At 68.5% G+C, this 22,458-nt stretch carries 29 protein-coding genes; 9 read left to right on the forward strand and 20 right to left on the reverse strand.

The genetic code is table 11. The annotated features are described in order from the left end of the window. Positions 1 to 19 precede the first annotated feature (19 nt). Together EV137_RS36005 and EV137_RS36010 are read left to right on the forward strand one after the other, a co-directional pair. Positions 20 to 757 carry a HipA family kinase gene (locus EV137_RS36005; RefSeq protein WP_134132595.1) on the forward strand — a complete coding sequence of 246 codons (738 nt, stop codon included), beginning with the start codon at positions 20 to 22 and terminating at the stop codon, positions 755 to 757. After that, positions 754 to 1,128, forward strand: coding sequence for a DUF3037 domain-containing protein (locus EV137_RS36010; RefSeq protein WP_133788543.1), 375 nt, complete (start codon positions 754 to 756; stop codon positions 1,126 to 1,128). Before EV137_RS36005 ends, EV137_RS36010 begins: the two co-directional genes overlap by 4 nt. Here EV137_RS36010 and pgm read toward each other — a convergent pair. Genes pgm through EV137_RS36040 form a run of 6 tightly spaced genes read right to left on the reverse strand, consistent with a single transcriptional unit; the run spans position 1,125 to position 6,996 of the window. Continuing rightward, positions 1,125 to 2,747, reverse strand: a complete 1,623-nt coding sequence (gene pgm, locus EV137_RS36015) for a phosphoglucomutase (alpha-D-glucose-1,6-bisphosphate-dependent) (RefSeq protein ID WP_134012802.1) — start codon at positions 2,745 to 2,747, stop codon at positions 1,125 to 1,127. The genes EV137_RS36010 and pgm overlap by 4 nt on opposite strands. Positions 2,748 to 2,770: 23 nt before the next feature. Then, the gene (locus EV137_RS36020) at positions 2,771 to 4,240 is read right to left on the reverse strand and encodes a fused MFS/spermidine synthase (RefSeq protein WP_134132774.1); all 1,470 of its coding nucleotides are present in this window, start codon (positions 4,238 to 4,240) and stop codon (positions 2,771 to 2,773) included. Between the two features lie 27 nt (positions 4,241 to 4,267). After that, entirely contained in the window at positions 4,268 to 4,594 is a 327-nt protein-coding gene (locus EV137_RS36025; RefSeq protein WP_134132597.1) for an MmcQ/YjbR family DNA-binding protein, read from the reverse strand. 17 nt (positions 4,595 to 4,611) lie between these two features. After that, positions 4,612 to 5,277, reverse strand: coding sequence for a response regulator (locus tag EV137_RS36030; RefSeq protein WP_134132599.1), 666 nt, complete (start codon positions 5,275 to 5,277; stop codon positions 4,612 to 4,614). Beyond that, positions 5,252 to 6,421 carry a sensor histidine kinase gene (locus tag EV137_RS36035; RefSeq protein ID WP_134132600.1) on the reverse strand — a complete coding sequence of 390 codons (1,170 nt, stop codon included), beginning with the start codon at positions 6,419 to 6,421 and terminating at the stop codon, positions 5,252 to 5,254. Before EV137_RS36035 ends, EV137_RS36030 begins: the two co-directional genes overlap by 26 nt. A 26-nt stretch (positions 6,422 to 6,447) precedes the next feature. Then, a complete protein-coding gene (locus EV137_RS36040; RefSeq protein ID WP_134132602.1) occupies positions 6,448 to 6,996 on the reverse strand; it encodes a hypothetical protein in 549 nt (182 codons plus the stop codon). Positions 6,997 to 7,229: 233 nt separating this feature from the next. Between EV137_RS36040 and EV137_RS36045 the strand changes: the two genes are divergently transcribed. Both EV137_RS36045 and EV137_RS36050 read left to right on the forward strand, forming a co-directional pair. Further along, the gene (locus tag EV137_RS36045; RefSeq protein WP_238175783.1) at positions 7,230 to 7,763 is read left to right on the forward strand and encodes a hypothetical protein; all 534 of its coding nucleotides are present in this window, start codon (positions 7,230 to 7,232) and stop codon (positions 7,761 to 7,763) included. Positions 7,764 to 7,873: 110 nt separating this feature from the next. Continuing rightward, a complete protein-coding gene (locus tag EV137_RS36050; RefSeq protein WP_134012790.1) occupies positions 7,874 to 8,362 on the forward strand; it encodes a hypothetical protein in 489 nt (162 codons plus the stop codon). Between the two features lie 77 nt (positions 8,363 to 8,439). Here the strand turns inward: EV137_RS36050 and EV137_RS36055 are convergent, their stop codons facing one another. Continuing rightward, positions 8,440 to 8,991: a YceI family protein gene (locus tag EV137_RS36055; RefSeq protein ID WP_134012788.1), complete on the reverse strand. Its 552-nt coding sequence runs from the start codon at positions 8,989 to 8,991 to the stop codon at positions 8,440 to 8,442. A 223-nt stretch (positions 8,992 to 9,214) separates the two neighbouring features. Between EV137_RS36055 and EV137_RS36060 the strand changes: the two genes are divergently transcribed. The 3 genes from EV137_RS36060 to EV137_RS36070 all read left to right on the forward strand — a co-directional run bounded on the left by EV137_RS36060 (position 9,215) and on the right by EV137_RS36070 (position 10,871). Next, a complete protein-coding gene (locus tag EV137_RS36060; RefSeq protein WP_133788534.1) occupies positions 9,215 to 9,703 on the forward strand; it encodes an FBP domain-containing protein in 489 nt (162 codons plus the stop codon). Between the two features lie 58 nt (positions 9,704 to 9,761). After that, positions 9,762 to 10,016 (forward strand): hypothetical protein, encoded by a 255-nt coding sequence (locus tag EV137_RS36065; protein ID WP_134012786.1) that lies wholly within the window; start codon positions 9,762 to 9,764, stop codon positions 10,014 to 10,016. 330 nt (positions 10,017 to 10,346) lie between these two features. Continuing rightward, positions 10,347 to 10,871: an orotate phosphoribosyltransferase gene (locus EV137_RS36070; RefSeq protein WP_134012784.1), complete on the forward strand. Its 525-nt coding sequence runs from the start codon at positions 10,347 to 10,349 to the stop codon at positions 10,869 to 10,871. Between the two features lie 192 nt (positions 10,872 to 11,063). Here the strand turns inward: EV137_RS36070 and EV137_RS36075 are convergent, their stop codons facing one another. Both EV137_RS36075 and EV137_RS36080 read right to left on the reverse strand, forming a co-directional pair. Continuing rightward, entirely contained in the window at positions 11,064 to 12,293 is a 1,230-nt protein-coding gene (locus EV137_RS36075; protein WP_134132603.1) for an exonuclease domain-containing protein, read from the reverse strand. A 69-nt stretch (positions 12,294 to 12,362) separates the two neighbouring features. Next, positions 12,363 to 12,998: a C40 family peptidase gene (locus EV137_RS36080; protein WP_134132605.1), complete on the reverse strand. Its 636-nt coding sequence runs from the start codon at positions 12,996 to 12,998 to the stop codon at positions 12,363 to 12,365. Positions 12,999 to 13,016: 18 nt separating this feature from the next. Between EV137_RS36080 and EV137_RS40890 the strand changes: the two genes are divergently transcribed. Continuing rightward, positions 13,017 to 13,172: a hypothetical protein gene (locus tag EV137_RS40890; RefSeq protein ID WP_165546543.1), complete on the forward strand. Its 156-nt coding sequence runs from the start codon at positions 13,017 to 13,019 to the stop codon at positions 13,170 to 13,172. Between the two features lie 97 nt (positions 13,173 to 13,269). Here the strand turns inward: EV137_RS40890 and EV137_RS36085 are convergent, their stop codons facing one another. Next, positions 13,270 to 13,761 carry a metallophosphoesterase family protein gene (locus EV137_RS36085; RefSeq protein WP_134132606.1) on the reverse strand — a complete coding sequence of 164 codons (492 nt, stop codon included), beginning with the start codon at positions 13,759 to 13,761 and terminating at the stop codon, positions 13,270 to 13,272. Between the two features lie 11 nt (positions 13,762 to 13,772). After that, positions 13,773 to 14,762: an NAD-dependent epimerase/dehydratase family protein gene (locus tag EV137_RS36090; RefSeq protein WP_134012769.1), complete on the reverse strand. Its 990-nt coding sequence runs from the start codon at positions 14,760 to 14,762 to the stop codon at positions 13,773 to 13,775. 190 nt (positions 14,763 to 14,952) lie between these two features. Here EV137_RS36090 and EV137_RS36095 point away from each other — a divergent pair, with 190 nt between their 5' ends. Then, a complete protein-coding gene (locus EV137_RS36095; RefSeq protein WP_134012767.1) occupies positions 14,953 to 15,258 on the forward strand; it encodes a hypothetical protein in 306 nt (101 codons plus the stop codon). Positions 15,259 to 15,357: 99 nt separating this feature from the next. Here the strand turns inward: EV137_RS36095 and EV137_RS36100 are convergent, their stop codons facing one another. From EV137_RS36100 to EV137_RS36140, 9 genes are all read right to left on the reverse strand, one after another. Further along, positions 15,358 to 15,753 (reverse strand): hypothetical protein, encoded by a 396-nt coding sequence (locus EV137_RS36100; protein ID WP_238175784.1) that lies wholly within the window; start codon positions 15,751 to 15,753, stop codon positions 15,358 to 15,360. Continuing rightward, positions 15,750 to 15,995, reverse strand: coding sequence for a hypothetical protein (locus tag EV137_RS36105; protein WP_134012765.1), 246 nt, complete (start codon positions 15,993 to 15,995; stop codon positions 15,750 to 15,752). Before EV137_RS36105 ends, EV137_RS36100 begins: the two co-directional genes overlap by 4 nt. 188 nt (positions 15,996 to 16,183) lie before the next feature. After that, complete coding sequence (locus tag EV137_RS36110) at positions 16,184 to 16,645, reverse strand: hypothetical protein (protein ID WP_134132608.1); 462 nt, start codon at positions 16,643 to 16,645, stop codon at positions 16,184 to 16,186. Next, a complete protein-coding gene (locus tag EV137_RS41825; protein WP_134132609.1) occupies positions 16,645 to 17,976 on the reverse strand; it encodes a CdiA C-terminal domain-containing protein in 1,332 nt (443 codons plus the stop codon). Before EV137_RS41825 ends, EV137_RS36110 begins: the two co-directional genes overlap by 1 nt. Before the next feature lie 16 nt (positions 17,977 to 17,992). Continuing rightward, on the reverse strand, positions 17,993 to 18,253 hold the full coding sequence (locus EV137_RS36120) for a hypothetical protein (RefSeq protein WP_130388988.1): 261 nt from the start codon (positions 18,251 to 18,253) through the stop codon (positions 17,993 to 17,995). An 18-nt stretch (positions 18,254 to 18,271) separates the two neighbouring features. Continuing rightward, positions 18,272 to 18,949, reverse strand: a complete 678-nt coding sequence (locus tag EV137_RS36125) for a hypothetical protein (RefSeq protein ID WP_134132611.1) — start codon at positions 18,947 to 18,949, stop codon at positions 18,272 to 18,274. Further along, on the reverse strand, positions 18,946 to 21,678 hold the full coding sequence (locus tag EV137_RS36130) for an FtsK/SpoIIIE domain-containing protein (RefSeq protein ID WP_238175785.1): 2,733 nt from the start codon (positions 21,676 to 21,678) through the stop codon (positions 18,946 to 18,948). Before EV137_RS36130 ends, EV137_RS36125 begins: the two co-directional genes overlap by 4 nt. Positions 21,679 to 21,784: 106 nt before the next feature. Beyond that, positions 21,785 to 22,180, reverse strand: a complete 396-nt coding sequence (locus EV137_RS36135) for a VOC family protein (protein WP_134132613.1) — start codon at positions 22,178 to 22,180, stop codon at positions 21,785 to 21,787. 7 nt (positions 22,181 to 22,187) lie between these two features. Further along, positions 22,188 to 22,412, reverse strand: a complete 225-nt coding sequence (locus tag EV137_RS36140; protein ID WP_134132614.1) for a hypothetical protein — start codon at positions 22,410 to 22,412, stop codon at positions 22,188 to 22,190. Between the last annotated feature and the right edge of the window lie 46 nt (positions 22,413 to 22,458).

Raw genomic sequence — 22,458 nt, forward strand, 5'->3', positions numbered from 1 at the left:
ACGGGCTAGGCTCTCCGGCGTGAGTTTGCCTGTTGTCACCGCCACGCGGTACGTGCTGCCGTTGCGTGAAGGAGGGTCGTTGCCCGGCGTTGTCGAGGGCAACGACCTCGGCACGTACGTGATCAAGTTCCACGGCGCCGGGCAGGGCCCGAAGGCGCTGGCCGCCGAGGTGATCGTCGGTGAGCTGTTCCGCCGGCTCGGCCTGCGGGTGCCGGAGCTGAAGCTGATCGAGCTCGACCCGGCGATCGGCAAGTCGGAACCAGACTTCGAGATCCAGGAGCTGCTGATCCGCAGCGCCGGCCTGAACCTCGCCGTCGCCTTCCTCCCGGGCTCCTTCGGGTACGACGGATCAGCCGGCAACCCGGGTGACGAAGCGATGGCCCGGATCCTCTGGCTGGACGCGTTCGTCGCCAACGTGGACCGGTCGTGGCGCAACACGAACATGCTGGTCTGGCACAAGAACCTGTGGCTGATCGACCATGGCGCCGCGCTGTACTTCCACCACTCGTGGATGTCGGCGGAGAAGTTCGCATCGCTGCCGTACGACGCCTCCGACCATGTGTTCTCGGTTGCGGTCCCTGGCGTCGCGAAGGTGGACGCCGAGCTGGCTGCGGCGATCACGCCGGAGCTGTTGACCGAGGTGATCGGGCTGGTACCGGACGAGTGGCTCGGTGAAGGCGACCGGGAGCGGTACCTGGGTCACCTGCTGGCGCGGTTGGAGAACCGGGCCGTGTGGATTCCCGGAGGTGCGCAGTGAAGCCTTTCGACTACGTGATCCTGCGGGCCGCTCCGCGCATCCAGCGGGGTGAGTTCATCAACGTGGGCGCTGTCCTGTACTGCCGAGCTCTGGACTACCTGGGTGCCGGCTGGGATGTGAATCCGGAGCGGCTCAAAGCACTGGACCCCGCAGTGGACGTCGACGTTGTGTGTGCGTCGCTGGATCAGATTCGAGCGATCTGTGCGGGTGACGCTGCGGGAGGACCGGCAGCGGGCACCACGATCAGCGAACGCTTCCGGTGGCTCGCTGCGCCGCGCAGTACCGTCGTACATCCCGGACCGATCCACAGCGGGATCACTGAGGATCCCGCTGCGGACCTTGAACGGCTGCTCGACTCCTTCGTGCGTTAAGCGAGTGCTGCCGACACGACGTCGCGGGCCTGTTCGAAGACCTGCTGCAGGTGCTCGGCGCCCTTGAACGACTCGCCGTAGATCTTGTAGAGGTCCTCGGTGCCCGACGGGCGAGCGGCAAACCATGCCGACTCGGTAGTGACCTTCAGACCGCCGATCGCCGCATCGTTGCCAGGAGCGTGCGTCAGCCGGTCAACGATCGGCTCACCGGCCAACTCGGTCGCGGTGACCGCATCCGCCGACAGCGCGGCCAGCTTGGCCTTCTGGTCGCGGGTGGCCGGTGCATCGACCCGCGAGTACGCCGACGCACCGAACCGCTCCACCAACTTGGCGTGGGCCAGTGACGGCGTCTCGCCGGTCACCGCCGTGATCTCGCTCGCCAGCAACGCCAGCAGGATCCCGTCCTTGTCCGTCGTCCACACCGTGCCGTCGAAACGCAGGAAGCTCGCGCCGGCCGACTCCTCTCCCCCGAAGCCGACCGAGCCGTCCACCAGACCAGGTACGAACCACTTGAAGCCGACCGGCACCTCCCACAGCCGCCGGCCCAGGTCCCCCACCACGCGGTCGATCAGCGACGACGAGACCAGCGTCTTGCCGACAGCGACGTCCGGGCCCCACTGGCGGTTGCTGAACAGGTACGAGATCGCGACGGCCAGGTAGTGGTTCGGGTTCATCAGTCCGGCGTCCGGCGTGACGATGCCGTGCCGGTCCGCGTCCGCGTCGTTCCCGGTCGCCACGTCGTACTTGTCCCGCTGCGCGACCAGCGAGGCCATGGCGTACGGCGAGGAGCAGTCCATCCGGATCTTGCCGTCGTGGTCCAGCGTCATGAACGACCAGGCCGGGTCGACCCGCGGGTTCACCACGGTCAGGTCGAGGTCGTGCCGTTCGGCGATCGCGGCCCAGTAGTCCACGCTCGCACCGCCGAGCGGGTCGGCGCCGATCTTCACGCCGGCGTCGCGGATCGCGGCCAGGTTCAGCACCGACGGCAGGTCGTCGACGTAGTGCCCGACGAAGTCGTAGTTCCCTGCCTCCTCACGCGCCTGCTCGAACGACTTGCGGCGTACCTCCCGGTTGTCGCCCGCGATCAGCTGGTTGGCGCGGTCCGCGATCCACTTGGTCGCATCGGAGTCGGCGGGGCCGCCGTGCGGCGGGTTGTACTTGATGCCGCCGTCGCGCGGCGGGTTGTGCGACGGCGTGATGACGATGCCGTCCGCGTCGGCACCCGCGCCGCGATTGAGGCGCAGGATCGCATGCGACACCGCAGGCGTCGGTGTGAGCCGGTCGGCGCTGTCCACGAGCGTCTGTACGTCGTTACCCGCCAGCACCTCGAGTACGGTGCGCCAGGCCGGCTCGGACAGGCCATGGCTGTCCCGGCCGACGAGCAGCGGACCCGTCGTACCCTGACCGGCCCGGTACTCGCAGACGGCCTGCGTGATCGCCAGGATGTGCGCCTCGTTGAAGGCGCTGTCGAGGCTCGAGCCGCGATGTCCCGACGTACCGAAGACCACCTTCTGGGCCGGGTCGTCCACGTCCGGGGTGAGGTCTCCGTACGCCGCCAGCATGGCGTCGACGTCGACGAGGTCCTCGGGCTGTGCGGGCTGGCCTGCGCGTGGATGCATGACCACATGCAATCACAAGACGGTCAGCCGCTGTACGGCGTGAGCAACTGGTCGACGGGCGCATAGTCGTCGGTCAGCACCGGCGCGTTGCCGACGAAGCTGTCCGGCCGGTCGAGGACGCCCATCGAAGGCTCGAGCTGGCCCATGATCGCCGGTACGTCGATCGGCTTGTCGGACGCCGCCACCACGAAGTTCCCGCCGCTGTGGCCGGACAGTTCGTCCTTGCGCGCGATCACCGCGACGTACGGGAAGACCGCCTGCGCCGTCTTGATCTCGGCCTTCGCGAACTTGGCGGCGCCGTAGTCGATGACGTTGATCAGGTAGAGCCCGTCTGGTCGCAGTACTCGTCGTACGTCGGCCACTAGCTCGCGGGTGGTGAGGTGCCAGGGCACGGAGAGCCCACTGAAGGCGTCCATCAGGACCAGGTCCCGGCTGTCCGTCTCCTCGTCACGTACGCCGAGCCGGCCGTCCTGCACCGTAACCGTCAGGTCCGGACCGGTCTGGACGCCGAGCTCCCGCTTGTCGAGCTCCACCACGGCCTTGTCGATCTCGTACACCTGGTGCTTGCTGCCGGGCCGTGTCGCCGTCACGTACCGCGTCATGGTCAGACCGCCACCGCCGACGTGCAGCGCGTTCAGCGGCCGTCCCTCGGCCCAGGTGCCGTTGATGGCGGCCGCGAAGCTCTTGATGTACTCGAACTCCAGGTACGTCGGGTCCTTGAGGTCGACGTACGAGTGCCGCGCTTGGTCGAGGTACAGGGTCCGCCCACTCTCCCGGTTCGGGTCCGCGACCACCCGAGCGCAGTGGTACGCCGTCTCGACCTCACACGGCCGCGGCGCGACAAGGGTCAGCGTGGCGCCGACGACCGCGAGAGCGACCGGCTTCACCGCTGCCTGCACACCACGCAGCAGGAAGGTCAGCGCGGCTCCGACGACCACCAGTGCGGCGCCCAGGGTCAGAACGATCGTGCTGATCGGAACCGTCGCCACGAACACGAACCCGGTCAGCACAGTGCCGACGATGCCGCCGACCGTGGCGTACGCGGACAGCCGGCCAACGACGGTTCCGGTCTGAGCCAGTGTGGCCAGCCGTAGCTTCGTCACCATCGGTGTGACGGCCGCCAGGAGCGACGCGGGCGCGAACAGCGTGACAGCAAGTACCAGGAACACCAGCTCGCTCGCGCCACCCCGGAGCGCTTCACCCGTCCAGCGGACCACCGGGAGGATCAGCATCACCAGCGCCCCGCTGAGCAGGAACAGCGGACCGAGTGTCCGGTGCGGCGGCACCACGTCCGCGAAACGGCCACCCAGTGCCGCACCGGTCGCGATCGCGGCCAGCGCGACTCCGATGACCGCGGTGTTCGTCTCCAGCGTCAGGCCGATGTACGGCGCCACCAGCCGGAGCGAGACGAGCTCCAGGACCATGACGGCGGCCGAACTCCCGAACGCCAGCGCAATGGCCAGCTTCTGCCCAACCGGCCCACCCTCACCCATGTACACCCGCGTAACCCTATAGAACGCTCAGACCTCGTCGAGGCGGTACGCCGTCTCGACGAGATCCTCGAAGTGGGCCCAGTCCACGTCGACGTCCAGGTACACGCCGAGCCAGCCTCGGTGGCCGACGTACGGCGGCCTGTAGAAGTGCTCCGGGTCGTCCGCGACCAGCGACTCCTGCACACCAGGTCGCGCCGCCATCCACACACCGAGGCGGTCGTCGTGGTGGTGGTCGGCGTACATCACGAAGGTCTTCTTGTCCCGGACGAACCAGGTCGGCTCACCATGACTCAGCCGCTCGGTCACCTCAGGCAGTGCGAGGCACAAGCTGCGTACGTGTTCCAGAACATCCATCTACTCAGTGTCCCTGCTCAGTGCCTCGGGCCAGGGATCACCACACCCGCCTCGTACGCGTAAACGACCGCCTGTGCGCGATCACGCAGGTCCAGCTTGGTCAGGATGTTGCTGACATGCGTCTTGACGGTCTGCTCGGCCAGCACCAGTTCGTCGGCGATCTGCCGGTTGGACAGTCCACGGGCGACCAGTCGCAGTACGTCGGTCTCTCGCGGCGTCAACCGGGCCGGTGTGGTCAGTACGACGGGTTGCGCGCGAGCGAAGTCCTCTACCAGTCGCCGGGTGACGGACGGCGCCAGCAGAGCGTCACCAGCCGCGACGACTCGCACTGCTGCAGCCAGCTCGTCCGGGGTGGAGTGCTTCAACAGGAAGCCACTGGCACCGGCGCGGAGCGCTGCGTACACGTAGTCGTCCAGGTCGAACGTCGTCAGCATCACGACCCGCGGCGGCTCGCCAGGTGTCGAGTCGGCGAGGATGCGCTGGGTCGCGGCGAGCCCGTCGAGCACCGGCATCCGGACGTCCATCAAGATCACGTCCGGCGTCAGCTCGGCCGCCAGCTCGACCGCCCGGGCACCGTCGCCGGCCTGTCCGACGACCTCGATGTCGGGCTGCGCATCGAGCAGCGCACTGAACCCGGCCCGCACCATCTCCTGGTCGTCAACCACCAATACCGTGATCGCCACTGCCCACCTCCTTTACCACCGGAATGAACGCCCGCACCAGATAACCGCCTTCAGGGGTCGGCCCGGTGCTCACAGTCCCGTCGACGAGTGCCACCCGCTCCCGCATCCCAGTCAGCCCGTGCCCGCTCCCCGGCGCCGGTACGACGGGCCGCGGCGGCTTCTCGTTCTGCACGATCACTTCCAGCTCGCCCGCAGTACGCCGTACCGCCACCTCCACGGCCGCGTGCAAGGCGTGCCGTACGGCGTTGCTGAGCCCCTCCTGCACGACGCGGTACGCCGTCAGCTCGACAGCAGGGTCGAGCCCGGTCGGCACGTCACCCACCAGCCGCACATCTGCTCCAGCCCGCCGCGTGCTCTCGACGAGTTCAGCCACCTGGTCCAGACCAGGCTGTGGTCCCATCTGCGGTTGCTCGACCGGCTCGCGCAGCAAACGCAGTACGCGACGCATCTCGGTCAGCGAAGCCCGTGCTTCGTCAGCAATGCCCGTGAACTCCTCACGAACGGCGTCCGGTACGTCGGGCAGCCGGTGAGGCGCACTGTCCGCGCGGACCACCACGACGGACAGGTGGTGAGCCACGACGTCGTGCAGCTCGCGGGCGATCCTGGCCCGCTCCTGCAACCGCTCGCGTTCTGCACGCTCGGCCTTGCTGATCGTCTCCTGCTCGGCAAGTCGACGGTTCGTGTCGACCCGCGAACGGAGGAGGTCGCCGACCACTCCCGCTACGCCTGACAGCACCGCCATGGTGATCAGACCGGGCCAGCTGCCGCGGTCCGGTGCCAGCCCGAGCGCAATGACACCCAGGGCCTGCGTCGCCACCCACCAGCCGACCAGTTCCCGTCGGCCGAGTCCACGCGCACCGGCGATCGCAATGACGAGCGAATGCCCGAACGCTGACGTCGTACCCCACGGCCACGGTTCACTCGAGCTAACTGGACTCGTCAGCGCAGCCATGACAGCAGTGGTGACGAGCGAGACCACCACTGCGGCCCGCGGCCGCAACCACGACAGGCTCAGCGACAGCGCCCGTGCAATCGCCAGGCTCAGCACAGCCGCGATCGGTACGTCGTAGTGCTGTGCGAGATCCATGAGAGTCAGCACGAGCAGCGCGGCGACGGCCAGCCCGGCGGCCCACGGCCGCCTCATCGGTATCTGCACGGGTTGGACCTTACTCACAGCTGCTGCAGCCAGGACCAGAAGAACGCCAGGCTACCCGCCGCCAGCACGATAGTTGCCGGAAGCACCCACTTGTTCGTCCCCTGCACCAGGAGCGTGTGCACTGCCGCAATGCCGCGCAGCGCGAACAGGAACACGACAATGCACGGTACGGCGATCAGACCGTGCGCGGCCCACGCTCCAGCTCGCGTCGGTCCGCCCCACGTCCCTGGCTGAACCGGACCATGCTCGACGAGCCCCCAGAACGGGCCGCGAACCAGAGCCAACACCATGAGCAGCATCACGAACCAGTTGGTCAGTCCGAGCACCGCACTGAGTAGCCCGTACCCGAAGGTCCGCGCGTTGCTCATCGACTGCGCACCACGTGCACCGAGACTGCGCCATCGCCTCGCTGCGGTTTCCTCCTCGCCCAGCATCGCGTCCGCCATTGCCTGTACGCCGGCTGGCACCAGCAGCGCGTCGTACAGCAATGTGCTGCCCAGGCGTCGCAGGGTGTGGGGGCGGCCGGCGCTGGGTGCCGTGGGGCGGGTGAGTACGTCCGTCATCGTCATCTCCTCGGTCTCAAGTCCTGAGATCGAGGCTAGGAATTCGCGGCCGTCGGCACCTCCAGCCACGGAGCCGATCCGGAACCAGTACCCGGGTAGGGGTCTCCTGTGATTCAGGTCACAGTGACCACGATGCGTGTCGCGGCGTTACACGGTCAGTGCCGAGCGGTGTGCTACGCCGCCGACGGCGCGAGCGGTGAGAGTCCAACAGGAGGTACTCGCACACCATGCGCATGCGGAACCTGGTTATGACCGCCATGCTGACCCCGGTTTTGCTGCTCCCCGGCTGCGGCAACGAGGCCGACAGCAATGTCGCCGCGGCGGTTCCGGCGGCGCACAAGGCGGCCCGGACCACGACCACCGACGATGCGGCCGGCTCCGACGACCCCGTGCTGAACGCGTACTACACGTACCGCGTCGCACTCGACGTGATGATGCGCAGCGGGGGCGGCAAGACCAAGCAACTGGAGCCGACGATGACGCCGGCGATGTTCCAGGCGATCAGCGCGCAGGCGAAGTACTTCCGGACCCACAAACTGCGCAACACCGGCAGCACCAAGGTGCTGTGGGCGAAGCGCACGTTGGCGGCGAACGGCGTCATCGTCAGCGCCTGCTACGACACCTCCGCGGCGCGCACCGTCAACGTCCGCGGTCGCGGCGTACTGCCGAACACCACCCCGACCCGCTGGCTCGACCAGATGCGCGTCCTCAACCAGCAGTCCCGCTGGATCGTCGACGGCGGCACCACCACCCCCAACGCCTGCTGAACACCTCCCATTTATGGCAGTGGGATCACGATTGCGCGGCCCCCGGATTCCTCCGCCCAGGCGCGGGCAGACTCACTGACAAGTGCCGGAACAGGTCGAGGGGTCCACCGATGATCGACACGAGTATTGGGCGTTGGCTGCCGTTCCTCGGCCGCCGCCGTACGCCGGAATCGCTGCGGCCACGCGGCACGAGTTCCCGGGTCAGCCGGCTCGCGGCGCAGTACGACGTCGAGGTCGACGCCGCCCTGCAACGCCTGTGGCCGAAGGCGCGGATCTACCACGACCGCGAGTTCACCCGGGACCGCGCCGACTTCCTGCTGGTCGTCCGCGGCCGCGGCGTGATGATCGAGACCAAGGTCAAGAGCGACCCGGGGCTGTTCCGCGGCTCGACCCTTCCGCCGCTGCTCGACCGGCTGCAGCGTGACGGCCGGCGGCTCGTCGTCCTCGTGAACCAGGGCGACCCCACGCCGGCCCGCGACCTGATCAGCACCAAGCTCGGCGACAAGGGCCGGATCGTGGTCTGGTCCGGTCCGCACCACGACACCGAACTCCGCCAGGCCGTCGAGTCACTCCTCCAGCAAACCACCCGCCACGCCTGACCAGCGGGACCCGGAACAGGCAATGGGGACCCTGCACAGGCAATTGCCTGTGCACGGTCCCCATCAGGTGTTCCTAGTCAGGCGTTCTTGATCGCCGAGACCTCGAGCTCCAGCGTGACCTTCTCGCTGACCAGTACGCCGCCGCCCTCGAGCGCCGCGTTCCAGCTGACGCCGAAGTCCTTGCGGTTGATCACGACCGAGCCCTCCAGGCCGAGCCGCTGGTTGCCGAACGGGTCGGTCGCCGTCCCGGTGTACTCGAAGGTGACGTCGACCGACCTGGTGACGCCGCGGATCGTCAGGTCGCCGGTCACCACGAACTCGGCGTCGCCGGCCGGCTTCACGGCGGTCGACACGAAGGTGATCTCCGGGTTCTCGTCCATCGCGAGGAAGTCGTTGCTGCGCAGGTGCTCGTCGCGCTGGCTGTTGCGGGTGTTGATGCTCTTCGCCTGGATCGTCACCTTCCCCGACGAGTTCGCCGGGTTCTCGCCGTCGATGTGGAACGAGCCCTCGAACTCGTCGAACGCGCCCCGAACCTTGGTCACCATCGCATGCCGGGCACTGAAGCCGATCCGGGTGTGGGAGGCGTCGAGGGTGTAGTCACCGCTGAGCGCGGCGTACTCGCTGGACATCGCGGATTCCTCCAGAAAGGTAGTTGAAGTTTAGATAGTACAGAGTTCACCCTTAACGCTCAGAAGTCCACCCCACACCCGGCGTGTCCGAGTCGTGGACCCGATCGAACCGGGAAATGGACACGACCCCAGAGCCGACTGTTGCCTGAGGCAACGGAGTTAACCGGTTGCGCCGGCCCGGGCCGGGCTTGTCTCATAGGTGGTCGAAGATCGGAGGACCGTCGTGGAACCGCTCAGCGCCGAGGACATCAGGCGCTCGTTCGTCAATTCGTCCAAGAGCCAGGTCAAGGCGATGGCGCTGCCGCCGAGGTTCACCGAACTGCCCTGGGAGTCGCTGGACTTCCTCGGCTGGCGTGACGGCAAGGCGCCGAACCGCGGCTACCTCGTCGTACGGCGGGACACCGGCGTCACCGGGATCGCGGTCAGCACCCAGACGTCGGGCGCCGCGCGCCGGTTCGCCGGGCTGTGCGACCTGTGCAACACCGCGCATCACGTCAGCGACGTCGCGCTGTTCGTGGCCCGCCGAGCGGGTTCGGCCGGCCGGGAGGGGAACACGGTCGGGATGTACATCTGCGCCGACCTGGCCTGCTCGCTGTACATCCGCGGCCTGAAGGACCTCGACCTGCCGCAGGGTGAAACGGCCGGCCCGGACGTCCGGGCGAAACGCCTCGCGACTCGCCTGGAGAGTTTCGTCCAGCGCGTCCTCGCCTGACGTCCGGAGCACTACCCTTGTGGTGCACAACGGCCCGCGGAGTACCAGGGAGAGCGCGATGACCGAGTTCCGGATCACTCACGAGATCCACCAGACACACCCGGACATTCGCGAGCGGCTCACCGCGACCACGATCGAGGCGATCAACGAGTCCAGCGCCCGTTCCGCCGAGGACGCGGCCCGGGTGCTGCGCCACAAGCTCGGCGAGATCGGCGTGGAGATGAGCGACGACGCCTGCCTGTCGGCGATCGAACGCATCCGCTCCGGCAAACAACTCCGCTTCGAAATCGAACCCGTCCCCGACGAGGACTGAGCCCCAACCCTCCACCCGAAGGGGTATCCCCGCGACTGGAGGGTTGCCCATTGAAAATCCGAGGGGGCAACCCTCCGGGTCGGTGAACAACCCTTCAGGTCGGTGGGCAACCCTTCGGGTCGGTGGGCAACCCTCCGGGTCGGTGAACAACCCTTCAGGTCGGGGGGCAACCCTTCGGGTCGGTGAGCAACCCTTCAGGTCGGTGGGCAACCCTCCGGGTCGGTGAACAACCCTTCGGGTCGGTGAACAACCCTTCGGGTCGGTGGGCAACCCTTCGGGGCGGGGGGCAACCCTGCGTCGGGCGGCGGGGTGGCAGGTAGGGTGCGGGGCGTGGAGCTTGCTGAGTTGGGGCGTCGGATATATGCGACTGCACATCTGACCGGGGAGTTCCTGCTCCGGTCCGGGCAGACGACGACGGAGTACTTCGACAAGTACCGGTTCGAGGCCGATCCGGTGCTGCTGGACGAGGTGACCGCCGCGATGGTCCCGCTGATCCCCGACGGCACGGAGGTACTGGCCGGGCTGGAGATGGGCGGTATCCCGGTCGTCACCGCGCTCGGGCGGCACACCGGCCTGCCCTGCGCGTTCGTCCGCAAGCAGGCGAAGTCCTACGGCACCTGCCGGCTGGCCGAGGGCGCCGAGACCAAAGGCCGCCGGGTCACGATCGTCGAGGACGTCGTCACCACCGGCGGCCAGATCGTCCTGTCGGCGAACGAACTCCGCGCCCTGGGCGCCACGATCACCGACGCCCTCTGCGTCATCAACCGCAACCCCACCACACCAAACCAACTCACCGAAGCCGGCCTGACCCTCCACGCCCTACTGACCCCAGAACACCTCACACCAACCCCCTGACCCCGCCGCCAGGGGCACGATCGCCCGCACACCTGACCCCGCCGACACCAGGGCACACCGCCCGCACACCTGACCCCGCCGACACCAGGGCACACCGCCCGCACACCTGACCCCGCCGACACCAGGGCACACCGCCCGCGCACCTGACCCCGGCGACGCCAGGGGCACGCCGCCCGCACGCCTTTGCCGGACTCAGCCGGCCTTGCGTTGGTCTTCCGGCAGGAACCGGCGGAAGTCGTCGGCGGAGATGATCGGGATGTTGAACTCGCGGGCCGCGCGGGCCTTGACCGACAGGCTGTCCACGTCGGCGGCAACCAGGAACGTGGTGTCGGGGCGGACCGCCTCCTGAGGCACGAACCCGGCCGCCACCGCCCGGTCCCACCACACCTCGCGAGGCTCGACCATGTCCCCGGTGAACACCAGCGTGCTCCCCGGCGGATACCCGCGCGCACCAGGACGATCAGGTACGACGTACCGCCCGGCGCTCACGCGGAGCAGCGCCTCGTCGACGTCGGACACCCGCTGCCCGAGCATCACCGCGACCCGGTCGAGATCGCTGCGCTGGTCCGGTGAGATCTCACCGGTCCCCCACGACGCGGTCGCCAGCGCGGAGACGTACCACCGATGGAGGTGATCGACCTGCGGGCGTGTCATCCCCAGCTCGGTCGCCACCTGCACCAGTTGATCCGCGTCCGCCGCCGTGATCTCACGCTTGCCGAGGATCGTGTCGAGCAGGACGAGATACGAGTCGGCCTGCGGCGGCTCCGGGACACGCGGCAACTGGTCGACAAGTCGGCTCATCCAGCCGTGCCTTCCCCCGGCATGCACCGGTCGGACGGTCGGCGCGACGTCCGTGCCCGGCAGGTCCGGCCAGGGCAACCGACGTACCTCTTCGTAGGCCCACTGCCAGGGTGGCGGTGCCGCGAAAGCCCCGAGATACTGCGCGAACAGCTCTGCCGTCGCCCGGGTGTCCGCGAGTGCCGAATGCCAGCCCTCGATCGAGATCCCGGCCGCCGCGCAACAGGCGCCGAGCGTCCGTTTGGCGCCTGGATGCAGATACCCGGCCAGTGCCATCGTGCACATCGACCGCTCGGTGATCAGCGGAACGGTGACCCCGAGGCGCGCGAACTCGGCCCGCAGAAATCCGAGATCGAACTCGACGTTGTGCCCGACAACCATCCGTCCGGCCAGCAACTCCCCCAACTGCCGCGCGATGTCGCGGAACTCCGGCGCCGCCAGCACGTCGGCGGTGAGGATCCCGTGGATGTGCTGCGGGCCCAAGTCGCGTTGGGGATTCAGCAAGGTCACCCACTCGCGCTCGACCCGCCCGCGCGCGTCCAGCAGCACGACGGCGATCTCGATGATCCGATGCCGATGGGTCGGCAGCAGACCGGTCGTCTCGGTGTCGATGACCGCGTACATCCAGGCCTCCTCCGGCTCGCTGACCGACTGTGACAACCCAATCAGACGCCGCCGACACTTTCGGTCCCGTCAGGTATCGGACGGAATCTCGACCTCGATCTCCGCGCCCAGCCGCGCTCCCTGCGCCAGCTGAAGTTCGTCGCCGCTCCAGAACCGCCCCGGGTCGTACCAGTTGAGCTTCCGCCCGCTCAGCAACCCCATCTCCTCGTATGTCACCGCGACCACCTCGGCGCAGTACGCCGACTCCAGCTCGAGCTCGCGCGATCCGCGACGAATCGCCGGCACCCGCCCGCGCACCCATCGCGACGCGAGCCGGGCAGTCGACGGGAACGGCGTACCGTCCAGGCGCGCGACCGTCCGCAGTACCGCGTCCTCCATCTCCCGCGTGACGGGATGATCGAGCTGCCGTAGCCAGGCCTGCTGACCGTACTTGCGTGCCCACACCAGCACCGCGTCACGCAGATTGTGCAACTGCGCACCGCGCTGGTGCTGGCCGGTCCACATGTCGGGGAGCGAGCGACCCAGCTCCGCGTGCCACATCAACGGCGGGAGGTCCTCGACGACGATCGCCATACCGACGTGGTTGACGGGGCTGTTGGTGGTCAGCTGAATGGCGCGATCCGCCGCGCTGCCACCGCGGAACAGCCAAATGTCACCTGTTCGTGTCAGTTCCGTAGCGTCATCCAGTGAAATCCGGCTGTTCACGTCGCTAGGTTAGTCGGCATGAAGGTATGGAAGGTGGTAGGGCTTGCGGGACTCGTCGGCGTCGCCGCGACGGGCGTCGTGATCGCCCGGGGCGAGCGGAAGCGCCGTGCGTACACGCCGGAAGAGGTCCGCGATCGCCTCAAGACCCGGGTCAAGGAAGCAGCGAACGCCTGACCCCGGCCGACAATCGGCCGGGCAGTCGCGGCGCGCCGTAACTCGGTGGTACGGCGTCGCCCACGTCTGCCCGGCCACACTCGTTGCAATACGCAACTTAAAGGTTGTGCAGGGCAACCTGTTCGAGGCGGCCGGCGGTGATCGTCGCGGTTTGGTAGGTGCAGTACGGCTGCCGCCGCCGGTCAGTCGGCGACCCCGGGTTCAGCAGCCGGAGCCCACCCGGACCGGTCGTGTCCCACGGGATGTGACTGTGCCCGAACACCAGCAGATCCACCCCCGGGTACGCCGTCGCGCAGCGTTCTTCACGCCCCTTGGCCGGACCGGTCTCGTGCACCACGGCGACCGACAACCCGTCGAGCGTCACCCGCGCGACCTCGGGCAGTCGCGCCCGCAGCTCGGGTCCGTCGTTGTTGCCCCAGCACCCGACCAGCCGGGCCGCGCGTGCCTCCAACTCGTCCAACAGGTCGACGCTCACCCAGTCGCCCGCATGGATCACCACGTCGGCGTCGTCGACTGCGTCCCAAACCGGTGCGGGCAACTTCTTCGCCCGCACCGGCAGATGAGTGTCCGAAATCAGCACCAGGCGCATGAGCCCACTCTCTACGGGTTCAGTGCCGCCAGCAACTCTCTCTCCTTGGCTGGGCTGAGGCCTGCCTTGCGCTCGCGGTCCAGGCCGAGCTCGCGCTCCCACGCGAGGGTGTCCTCGACGAACTCCCGGCGGGACCGGTGGGTGAGACCGGCCGCGACAGCCGCCGCGCCGCTGCGGGACGACCAGCCCTCGTAGCCCGGCTCGGTCAGCCACATCGCCAACGAGTCCGGCCCCATGTACTGCTCGACCTTCTGCTCCTCCAGCCACTCCCGCGGCGCGAGCACCACCGGCCCGGTGTGACCGCCGACCTCGCGCGTCAACTCGATCCACTCGCCGAACGGCACCACCGGCCCGAACGTGTCGAACGTCCCCGTCCGCCCCTCGGTCGCGTTGTCCAGCAGCCATCCGGCAAGGTCTCGTACGTCGATCACCGCCGTCGCCAGCTCAGGCGTGTCAGGCACCAGCATCGGCTCCTCGGGTGCCCGCGCCGCCCGCGCGACCCACGCACCCGCGCGATCACTGCGGTCCCCCGGACCGCCGATCAGCCCGGCGCGCGCGATCACCAGCCGATCCCCGACCACCTCGCGGGAGGCGAGCTCACACGCGACCTTGGCCTCGCCGTACAGCTCCCGATCGGCCACGTCGTCCGCGGTCGGCTCCCGCAGCGCCGCAGTCTCGTCCGCACCGGGCGTGTCGTACTTCTCGTACGCATTGCACGAGGACACGTACGTCCAGTGCTTGGCGCGGGCGCCGAACGCGGCCAGCGCGCCCTTCACGAAGCCTGGCTGCCACGAGACCTCGAACACAGCGTCCCAGTCCTGCACAGGCACCGCGTCGTACGCGTCCGGGCTGCTGCGATCGGCCGCGACCAGCGTGGCGCCGTCGGCGACCGTGCCGCTCTCGCCACGGGCCACACAGGTCACCGAGTGCCCGCGCGAGATCGCCTGCGTCGCGATCTCGCGACCGAGCCACGCCGTACCACCGAGGATCAGAATCTCCATGCGGGCAAGCCAATCAGGCCCGGCCGGCAATTCCCAGGCGCCTCTGCCGAGGGCAGAAACTCCCGTGCGTGATTCGTTGCCCTCGTCACGTCACTGTAATCGTCGTCCCCTTGCCAGGCAGGCGATCCGGGCGCACTGTCGTACCACAAGGACACCCAGGGGTGAGTGTCTGTGGAAACAGGGGGAAGTGATGGCTGGTTTCGTTCAGATCATCGAGTACCGGACGTCCAAGCCGGACGAGATCGCGGCGCTGATGGAGGACTTCCGCGCGAAACGCGAAGCCGAGGGCGACGGGCCGGCGCCGACCCGCAGCATCGCCTGCGCCGACCGCGACGAGCCGGGGCGGTACTTCGCGATCGTCGAGTTCGAGTCGTACGAGGCTGCGATGGAGAACTCGCAGCGTGCCGACACCACCGAGATGTCGGAGAAGATGATGGAGCTGTGCGACGGTCCCGGAAAGTTCTACAACCTCGACGTGGTCGCCTCGACGCAGTGATTCCTCAGGTACGGCGTACGCCGGCTCGCCCGGGCGTACGCCGTACCGAGGTGACCGGTGCCGGGAGGGGGGATGAGCCGGCACCGGTGGATCGGGACCTCAGCCGAAGACGCGGTACGACGACCAGGTGGACGGCGGCGCCGCGCCGTCCGACCCGAAATCGCGCTCTGAGTGCAGCGGGTCGGGGTCCTGCGGCTCTGGCGCCGAGTGCAGGTCCGGCCAGGGCCGGGGCGGGAGGGAGTCGCGGGGCGGCAGCTGGAGGTCGGGATCGGGACCCCGTTCGGGGTCGAGCCACTCGACCGTCGTCGCCCCGCCGTGCCCGTGGATCGCGACGACGGACTCGATACCGTCCCAGACGGTCGTGGTCGGGTAGTCGCCGTACCAGCGGAGCGCGACCGAGCCGTCGGTGAACTGCACACCCTCGGCGACGGGGCCGGTGCCGCTGACACCGGAGACATCTTGATGACGGATCAGCCGGAAGCGACGGGAGCTCATTTCGGTGCTACCTCCCACAGCCGCTCCCCCGGCAGCTTCCGTTCCGGTCCTGGATCGTGGTCCGGAACCGGGTCGCTGGTCACCCGCAACCCGGCGAACCTGCGCGACATGGCCGCGGCGTACCGCTCGGCCAGCTCCGCTTCGGCCCGGTAGTCGGCGACCACATGGTCCCCGAACCAGACCCTCACCCGACGACGCTCCACCCGGACCGCGGCCGGGTGCGGATCACCACCGTCAGGCATCTCAATACACCCGGCGCCCACTCGAGCCGGATCCCATCAGCGACCTCGCAAGACAAACCTTCACGGCAATCACTTCCACTTCCCTGTGGGGATGGGTTCACAGGTAGTGACGGCCGTCTCAGCCGTTCATGACGCGATTCCCCAGAAATTTCTCACCCACTGTGAGAAACCCTCCAGGCAATCCGCGCTCAGCCGCGGACCCAGGCCCGCCAGGTGTCGATGTCCTCGACGTCGGGGGTGATCAGCGGATCGAAGGTATGCGTGCCGGCGCCGGGAAGGTGCGCGGACACCAACGTGTCGAGATTGTGAACGAGCAACGCAGGTACTTCGGGGCGCGTGGTGATGAGCGTCTCGAACAGCCGCCCGGCCTCCCGGTGAAGGATGTCGTCGGAACCACCGCCACGTACCTGGACCTCGATCGCGTAGCCGTCCATCGCCTGCACCTCGTCCGGCTCCGGATCCGGTACGACGTACCCGTTCGGCTGCACCACCACGCCAAGCCAGTCCGCTGCGCTCTCGCCGCGCATTCGCAGCCGGACAGCGCTCGTCTCGGTCACCAAGACCTCGGCCCCGACACCCTCGACCAACCAGTCAACTACCTCCTGCTGTCCACCGGACACCGCCAGGAAGACACTGTCGACGACAGACATCACTTCTCCTTTCGATAGGTGACCAGTCGGTTGTCACCGAGGATGACGTGCACGACGTCGGCGATAGCCTTGCCGGGCTGACCGAGTGCCCGGCGGTAGGCACGCCAGGCGTCTGCCTCCGAAAGATCAATGCCCCGTCCGTCGATGACGATCTCGGGCGCTTGATCACTGGCATCGCAGATGTTGCGTTGGACGGTACTGGTCCCGTTCTTGTTCGGTGTCTTGAACTCCACGACCACTCCGCGCCCGTCCGGCTGTTTGCGAACCATCGCATCCGGGTTCTTGTCGCCCGACCCGTGGTCTTCCCTCCGCGCATCGATGCGCCATCCTTCCTCTGTCAGTCGTTCGGCAATGACCCGTTCGTGAGGTTTGAAGCTCTTCAGAGGGTCGTGAACGCCCGGGGCGAAGTCGAGTTCGAGGGGGCGGAGGTCGAAAGCGGGGTCGAAGTCCACGGCGTTCGGCGTTGGGAGGTCCGGGAGGTCGATGTTGACGATGGGTGGGGCGGGAGGCTGCTCGGGGTCGTCGAAGGTGGCTTCGATCTGGTTGGGGGTGATGGTGAGGGTGGCGTGTTCCCACTTCTCGGTGGCGGCGTCGGCCATGGAGTCGAGGAGGAGCTTCACGGCCTCGGTGAGGTCGGGGTCGATCTCGAAGTCGCGCGCGAGACGCTCGGCGCGCTTCTCCTCCTCCCTCTCGTCCGGCTCCTCGACCTCGGGCGCCTCGTCGGACTCCGGTACGAATTCGAAGTCGCGGGTCAGGCGTTCGGCGCGCTTCTGCTCTTCCTTCTTGTCCGGTTCTTCGAAGATCACTTCGCCGGTTTCGGTGACGGTGATTTCGAGTTCCAGGAGGTGTTCGTCGTCGCGTTCCTGGTCGTCGTCCTTCTCGTGGGACTTGCGGTATTTCTCGAAGGCCTTGCGGGCGACCGTGACCAGTGGCGGCTCGTTGTCTTCGGCAACTTCCAGGTCGTCGTACGTCGCGGTGAGGCGTCTCGTGCGGACCTGGACGTCGCCGGTGCCGCTGGTCGCCTTGTTACGTTCCGCGGAATCGGACGACGGACGATTCGTCGACGGTCCCGGCGTACCGATCAGGCCTTCGGCCCAGCCGCGTGCCTTCGGCGGCGCCATCGACAAGTAGTGCGCAGCGGCTTCGCACGCGCGTGCCGCGGCATCGAGCTGCTGCGCGGCGACCGTTGCCTGCCCGCGGGAGGCGATCAGCGCGACCTGTGCGTTCTCCCGGCAGCGCGCCGCCGTACGCACGAGCTGGTCGACGACCCGGGGGATCTCGTCGAAGCAGTCGACCAGACCGCGGGCGACCCGCTGCAGCTCGGACGGCACCTTGATGACTCGAGCGTCAGATCTGGTCGGCGTAGTTCTTGCAGCCGGCCGACGCGATCTCCAGCGCCTCGGCGGCCTGTTCGACGGCCTTGCTCGCGGCCTCCAGGATCTCGGTGATGTCGCGGTCGATACCGGTGGCGGTGCCCGCGATCAGGCTTTCCACCAACTGACTGTGCTGCGTGAACCGGAGCTTGAATCCGGCCAGGCCACCCGCTGCCTGCTTGGCCTCCATCGAGACCTGGTGCAGCTGTTCCTTGAGCCGCAGTACGTCGGACACCTCAACCCACTCCCAAATCTAGTTGCGCTTCTTCGGCAGCACGATCGCCGTACCCGCCACGACGACCGGGACCAGGATCCCGAGCCACCACGGCAGTCCGGCCGCCATCGCGACGACGACGATGACCGCACCGCCCCAGCCCCACCAGCGCGCGCCGGGCAGTCGTGGCAGCCCGAGCACCCGAGACGCGGCCAGCATCGTGACGGCGGCGATCGCCGCAGCCTCGGCCCCAGCCAGGAACGACCCGCTGAGCACCCACACCAGCACGAACCCGACCAGCGCCAGGACCGCGCTGATGGTACGCCGCTTGCGCTGCTCCTGGAGCGCCCGGGCCTTCGTCCGCAGCTCCTCCAGCTGGTCGACCGACTCGGCGAGCTGCTTGGTGATCCGCTCGGCGACCGTCTCGATGTCGTTCAGCGCGCGGATCTCGGGCAGCGTGTGGTTCGCCCGCTTGCCTTCCGCGGGCAGCCCGGCCCGCTGCAAACTCTCCGCTGCCTTGTCGGCGAGCGCGTTCAGCCGGGTCTGCAGCTTCCGTCCCCGCTCGGCCATCGCATCGGCCTCGGCCGCCGCGGTTGCCTCGGCCTTCGACTTGTGCGCCGTCAGCCGGTCCTGCGCCTGCTGCGCGTCGGCGCGCGCCATCGCGACCGTCCGCAGCGCGCGGACGTACTCGGACCACTCCTGCTCCACAGTCTTCATCGCCGCACCAACTCCACCGCGCGATCCACCTCGTCCGACCGCAGCGCGGCGAACGGTACGACGACCTGTGCCTCAGGATGCAACCCGTCCCACAGCAACGCCCGGTGCGGTTCGGAGGCCCACCGCACCAGCGGACCCGCTACCGCACGTACGCCGTCCTGCGGGTGCCGGAGGAACAGGTGGGTCGCCACGTTCGCCCGCCCGTACCCGAGCTGCTCGGTGCACACATGCAGCCGGTTCCACCACCCGAACGTGACGAGGCCCTGCGCCGGCCCGTCCCGCACGATGTCCTGCAACGCGTTCGCCGGGCTCTCGAAGTACCCCTCGGCGTGCAACTGCATCCGCGGTACGCCGTGGAACCCGAAGCCGATCAGGTACGTCCCGCCGGCTTCCCCGCTCCGCATCGCGTCCCGCAGCGCGAACAGCCGCGGCGCGATGTCGTCGTGCTTGTCGACGGTCTCGACCTCGCACCCGAGCTGCCGCAGCATCTGCACCAACGCATCCTTGCCCTCGGCAACAGACGGCGCCGAGTTCGTCCCGTCCATGAAGAGGAACCGCGGCGGCTCCACCGCTGACGCGGCCGTCGACACCGCCAGCCCAGTCAGTACGCCGAGGGCATCCGGCGGCCCGTCCCCCAGCACGAGCACACCGGCGCCAGGCTCGGGCCGTACCTCGACGGAAACCGGCTCCTCAGTCACCGCGATCGGCAGCCCGGTCCACGGCCGCCCCAACTCAGGCTTCACCGCCGTCGCCGTGTCCGTCAACCGCGCCGGCTCGGCCAGATGGAACACCCGCGGCGGATGCACCGCCGTACCCGCACGCGTCCACAGCTCCTGCCGCAGCGAGTCCAGCACGAGCTTGTCCGCATAGCTCACGAGCACGTGCTGATTGTCGTCCGGCGACCCGAAGTTCGCGTTCAGCACCGCCTCGCCGCGGAACTGCAACTCGGCCGCGGCCGTGTTCCCGCTGCGCAGAATCGCCTGCGAATCGGCCGGCGTCGTCTTCAGCGCGATCCGGTACGGCACCTGCCCGAAGATCGAGTCCCGCCGCGTCGACAGCCGCTTCACGCCCTCGATCGTCTGCGTCGCCAGTACGACGTGAACGCCGTACGCACGCCCCAGCCGGACCAACCGCTCCAGCAGCTTCGCCGCCTCGTCCGCCAACTCGTCGTCGTCCTCGAGCAGCACCTGGAACTCGTCCAGTACGACGAGGATCCGTGGCGGCCGATCCGGGCCGGGCGGTAGCTCCGCGATGTCGGCGACGTTGCCGTGCGACTTGAAGATCTCGCTGCGCCGTGCGAGCTCGTCCGAGAGATGACGCAGTACGGCGAGACCGAACGCGCGATCGCTGTGCACCCCGAGCACGCGGATCTGCGGCAGCCAGTGCGGCCGGTCCGGGCCGGGCCCGAGCGCCGAGAACTCGACACCGTGCTTGAAGTCGAGCAGGTACATCTCCAGGTCGGCCGGCGAGTAGCGCGCGGCGAGACCGTGGATCAGTACGAGCAGCAGGTTCGACTTGCCCTGGCCGACCGCGCCGCCGACGAGAACGTGCGGCAGGGCAGGGTTGCCGCTGCGCAGCCGCACCAGCGCCGGTGTGCGGTCGTCGTACCCGATCACCGTCCCGACCTCGTCCTTGACCGGCTGCCACCAGGTCGAACGGTCCGGCAGCGTCCGGTCGAAGTCGATGGTCGGGAGTACGGCGATCTCCGCCTGCTCGGCGATCACGTCACAGATGCCCGCGGCAACGGTCGCGTCGAACGGCGGATCGAGCCGGGCCGGCGGCAGCTGCGCGACCTCGACGCGATCGTTGACGATGGCAACCGGGTTGAGGAGATCGAGCAACTGTCGCGAGTCCACGTCGAGCTCGGCCGCCGCCGACGCGTCGTAGTGGACCAGGAAGCAGATACCGCGCTTGCCCGCGGTCGCGGCCAGCCGGAGCAGGTCGCGCTGGGCGAGCGTGTCGATCCCGGACGGGTAGTCGAACAGGACGACGATCCGGTAGGGATCGGTGACCTGGCCGGTCTCCTTCAGCAGGTCCTCGAAGCGCTCGTGCCCGAGTTGCGCCTGCCGGCTCGCGCGCAGCGACGACACGTCGACCAGCCCGGACAGCACGGTGTGCAGTTGCTCCGCGGTGTGTGTTGCCCTGGGCACCAATTGCGGGTACTTCGTGGTCAGGTGACCGAGCAGCCCCATCATCCCGGTCAGCCGCGGATCGAACGCGTCGATGCGGAGCCGGAACGGTTCCGCGGCCGCGACGAGCCGCAGCGCGACGCTCTGCAGCAGGCGGCGCGCGGACTCGTTGCGGTCGCCGGTCACCTTCCAGCCGTTGGTGCGGAGCAGCGGCGCGACCACCGGCGTACCGGTGTCCAGTTCGCCGACCCGCACGTACGCCGGGGCTCCCGCGCCGACCAGTTGACGCGAACGCCAGCGGGCGTCGTTCGGCGGAATCGATGCCAGACCGGGTGCGAGGCGGTCCGCGAGCAGCCGTGCCTTGGGCTCGGCTTCGGACAACGCCTCCGCGGTCTTCGCGTCGACCAGCGACCGCGACTCACGCCGGGCGGCGGCGGTCTGCTCCTGCAGTTGACGATGCAGCTTCACGGCGCGCTGATGCTCGCCGTACGTCAGCCGCCGTGCGTTGTCCAGCAACTGCGCCAGCGCGTGCTGCAAACCGCGGATCCGCGCTTCCAGGAGCTCCGGTGCGGCCGGTCCCCCGTCAGGCTTCTCCGTCACGAGCATCGTCCTTCCACACTTGCCCCGCGACCCTACTCATTGCCTGGTGTAACCATGTCACACCAGTGGCCCCAGTGGTCACTCCAGGTATCAGTAGTCTCACCTGCTAATCAGGAGCGACGATTTCGAGTTCGTAGCCGTCGGTGTTGTGGAGGAAGGCGGCGTAATGCTGCGGGCCGCCGGCGTACGGATGGCGGTCGGCGAACATCAGCGTCCAGCCGTGCTCGGCGGCCTCCGCGACGATGCTGTCGACCTCGGCCCGGTCGGCCGCGTTCAGCGCCAGGTGGTTCATCCCGGGCCGCATCCGGTCGTGCTCGGCGGCCGACATCGCCGGGCTCTGCTCGACGACGACGTAGCAGCCGTCCGGGGCGGTCCAGGTCATGCCCCCCGGCCAGCCGTCACCGTCCTTCCAGCCCAGCCGGGTGAGGACCCAGCCCCAACTCGTGACGGCCCGGGACAGGTCCGGGACCCAGATCTCGACGTGATGCACCGCGGCAGCCATCGGAGCATTATCTGTGCTCGGCGTCATGGTGCGACACGGCATGGTGCGACACGGCCGTCGAGATCCCTGCCGCGATCGCGCCGGAGAGCAGCAGCCAGACCAGCGCCGCGAGCAGCCACGGCCACCACGGCCGGGCCTGCGCGGCCTCGGCGACGGCCTTGCCGAACAGTCCGCCGGCGGGCGCGAGGACGAGCACGAGCACGAACCGCGCGAACCTCGTCTCCCTGGTCATTTCTTCATTGTCCGAGGCAGCCGCCGAACCTGCAGAAACCTTGGCG

Source organism: Kribbella pratensis (assembly GCF_004366075.1).
Lineage (GTDB): Bacteria > Actinomycetota > Actinomycetes > Propionibacteriales > Kribbellaceae > Kribbella > Kribbella pratensis.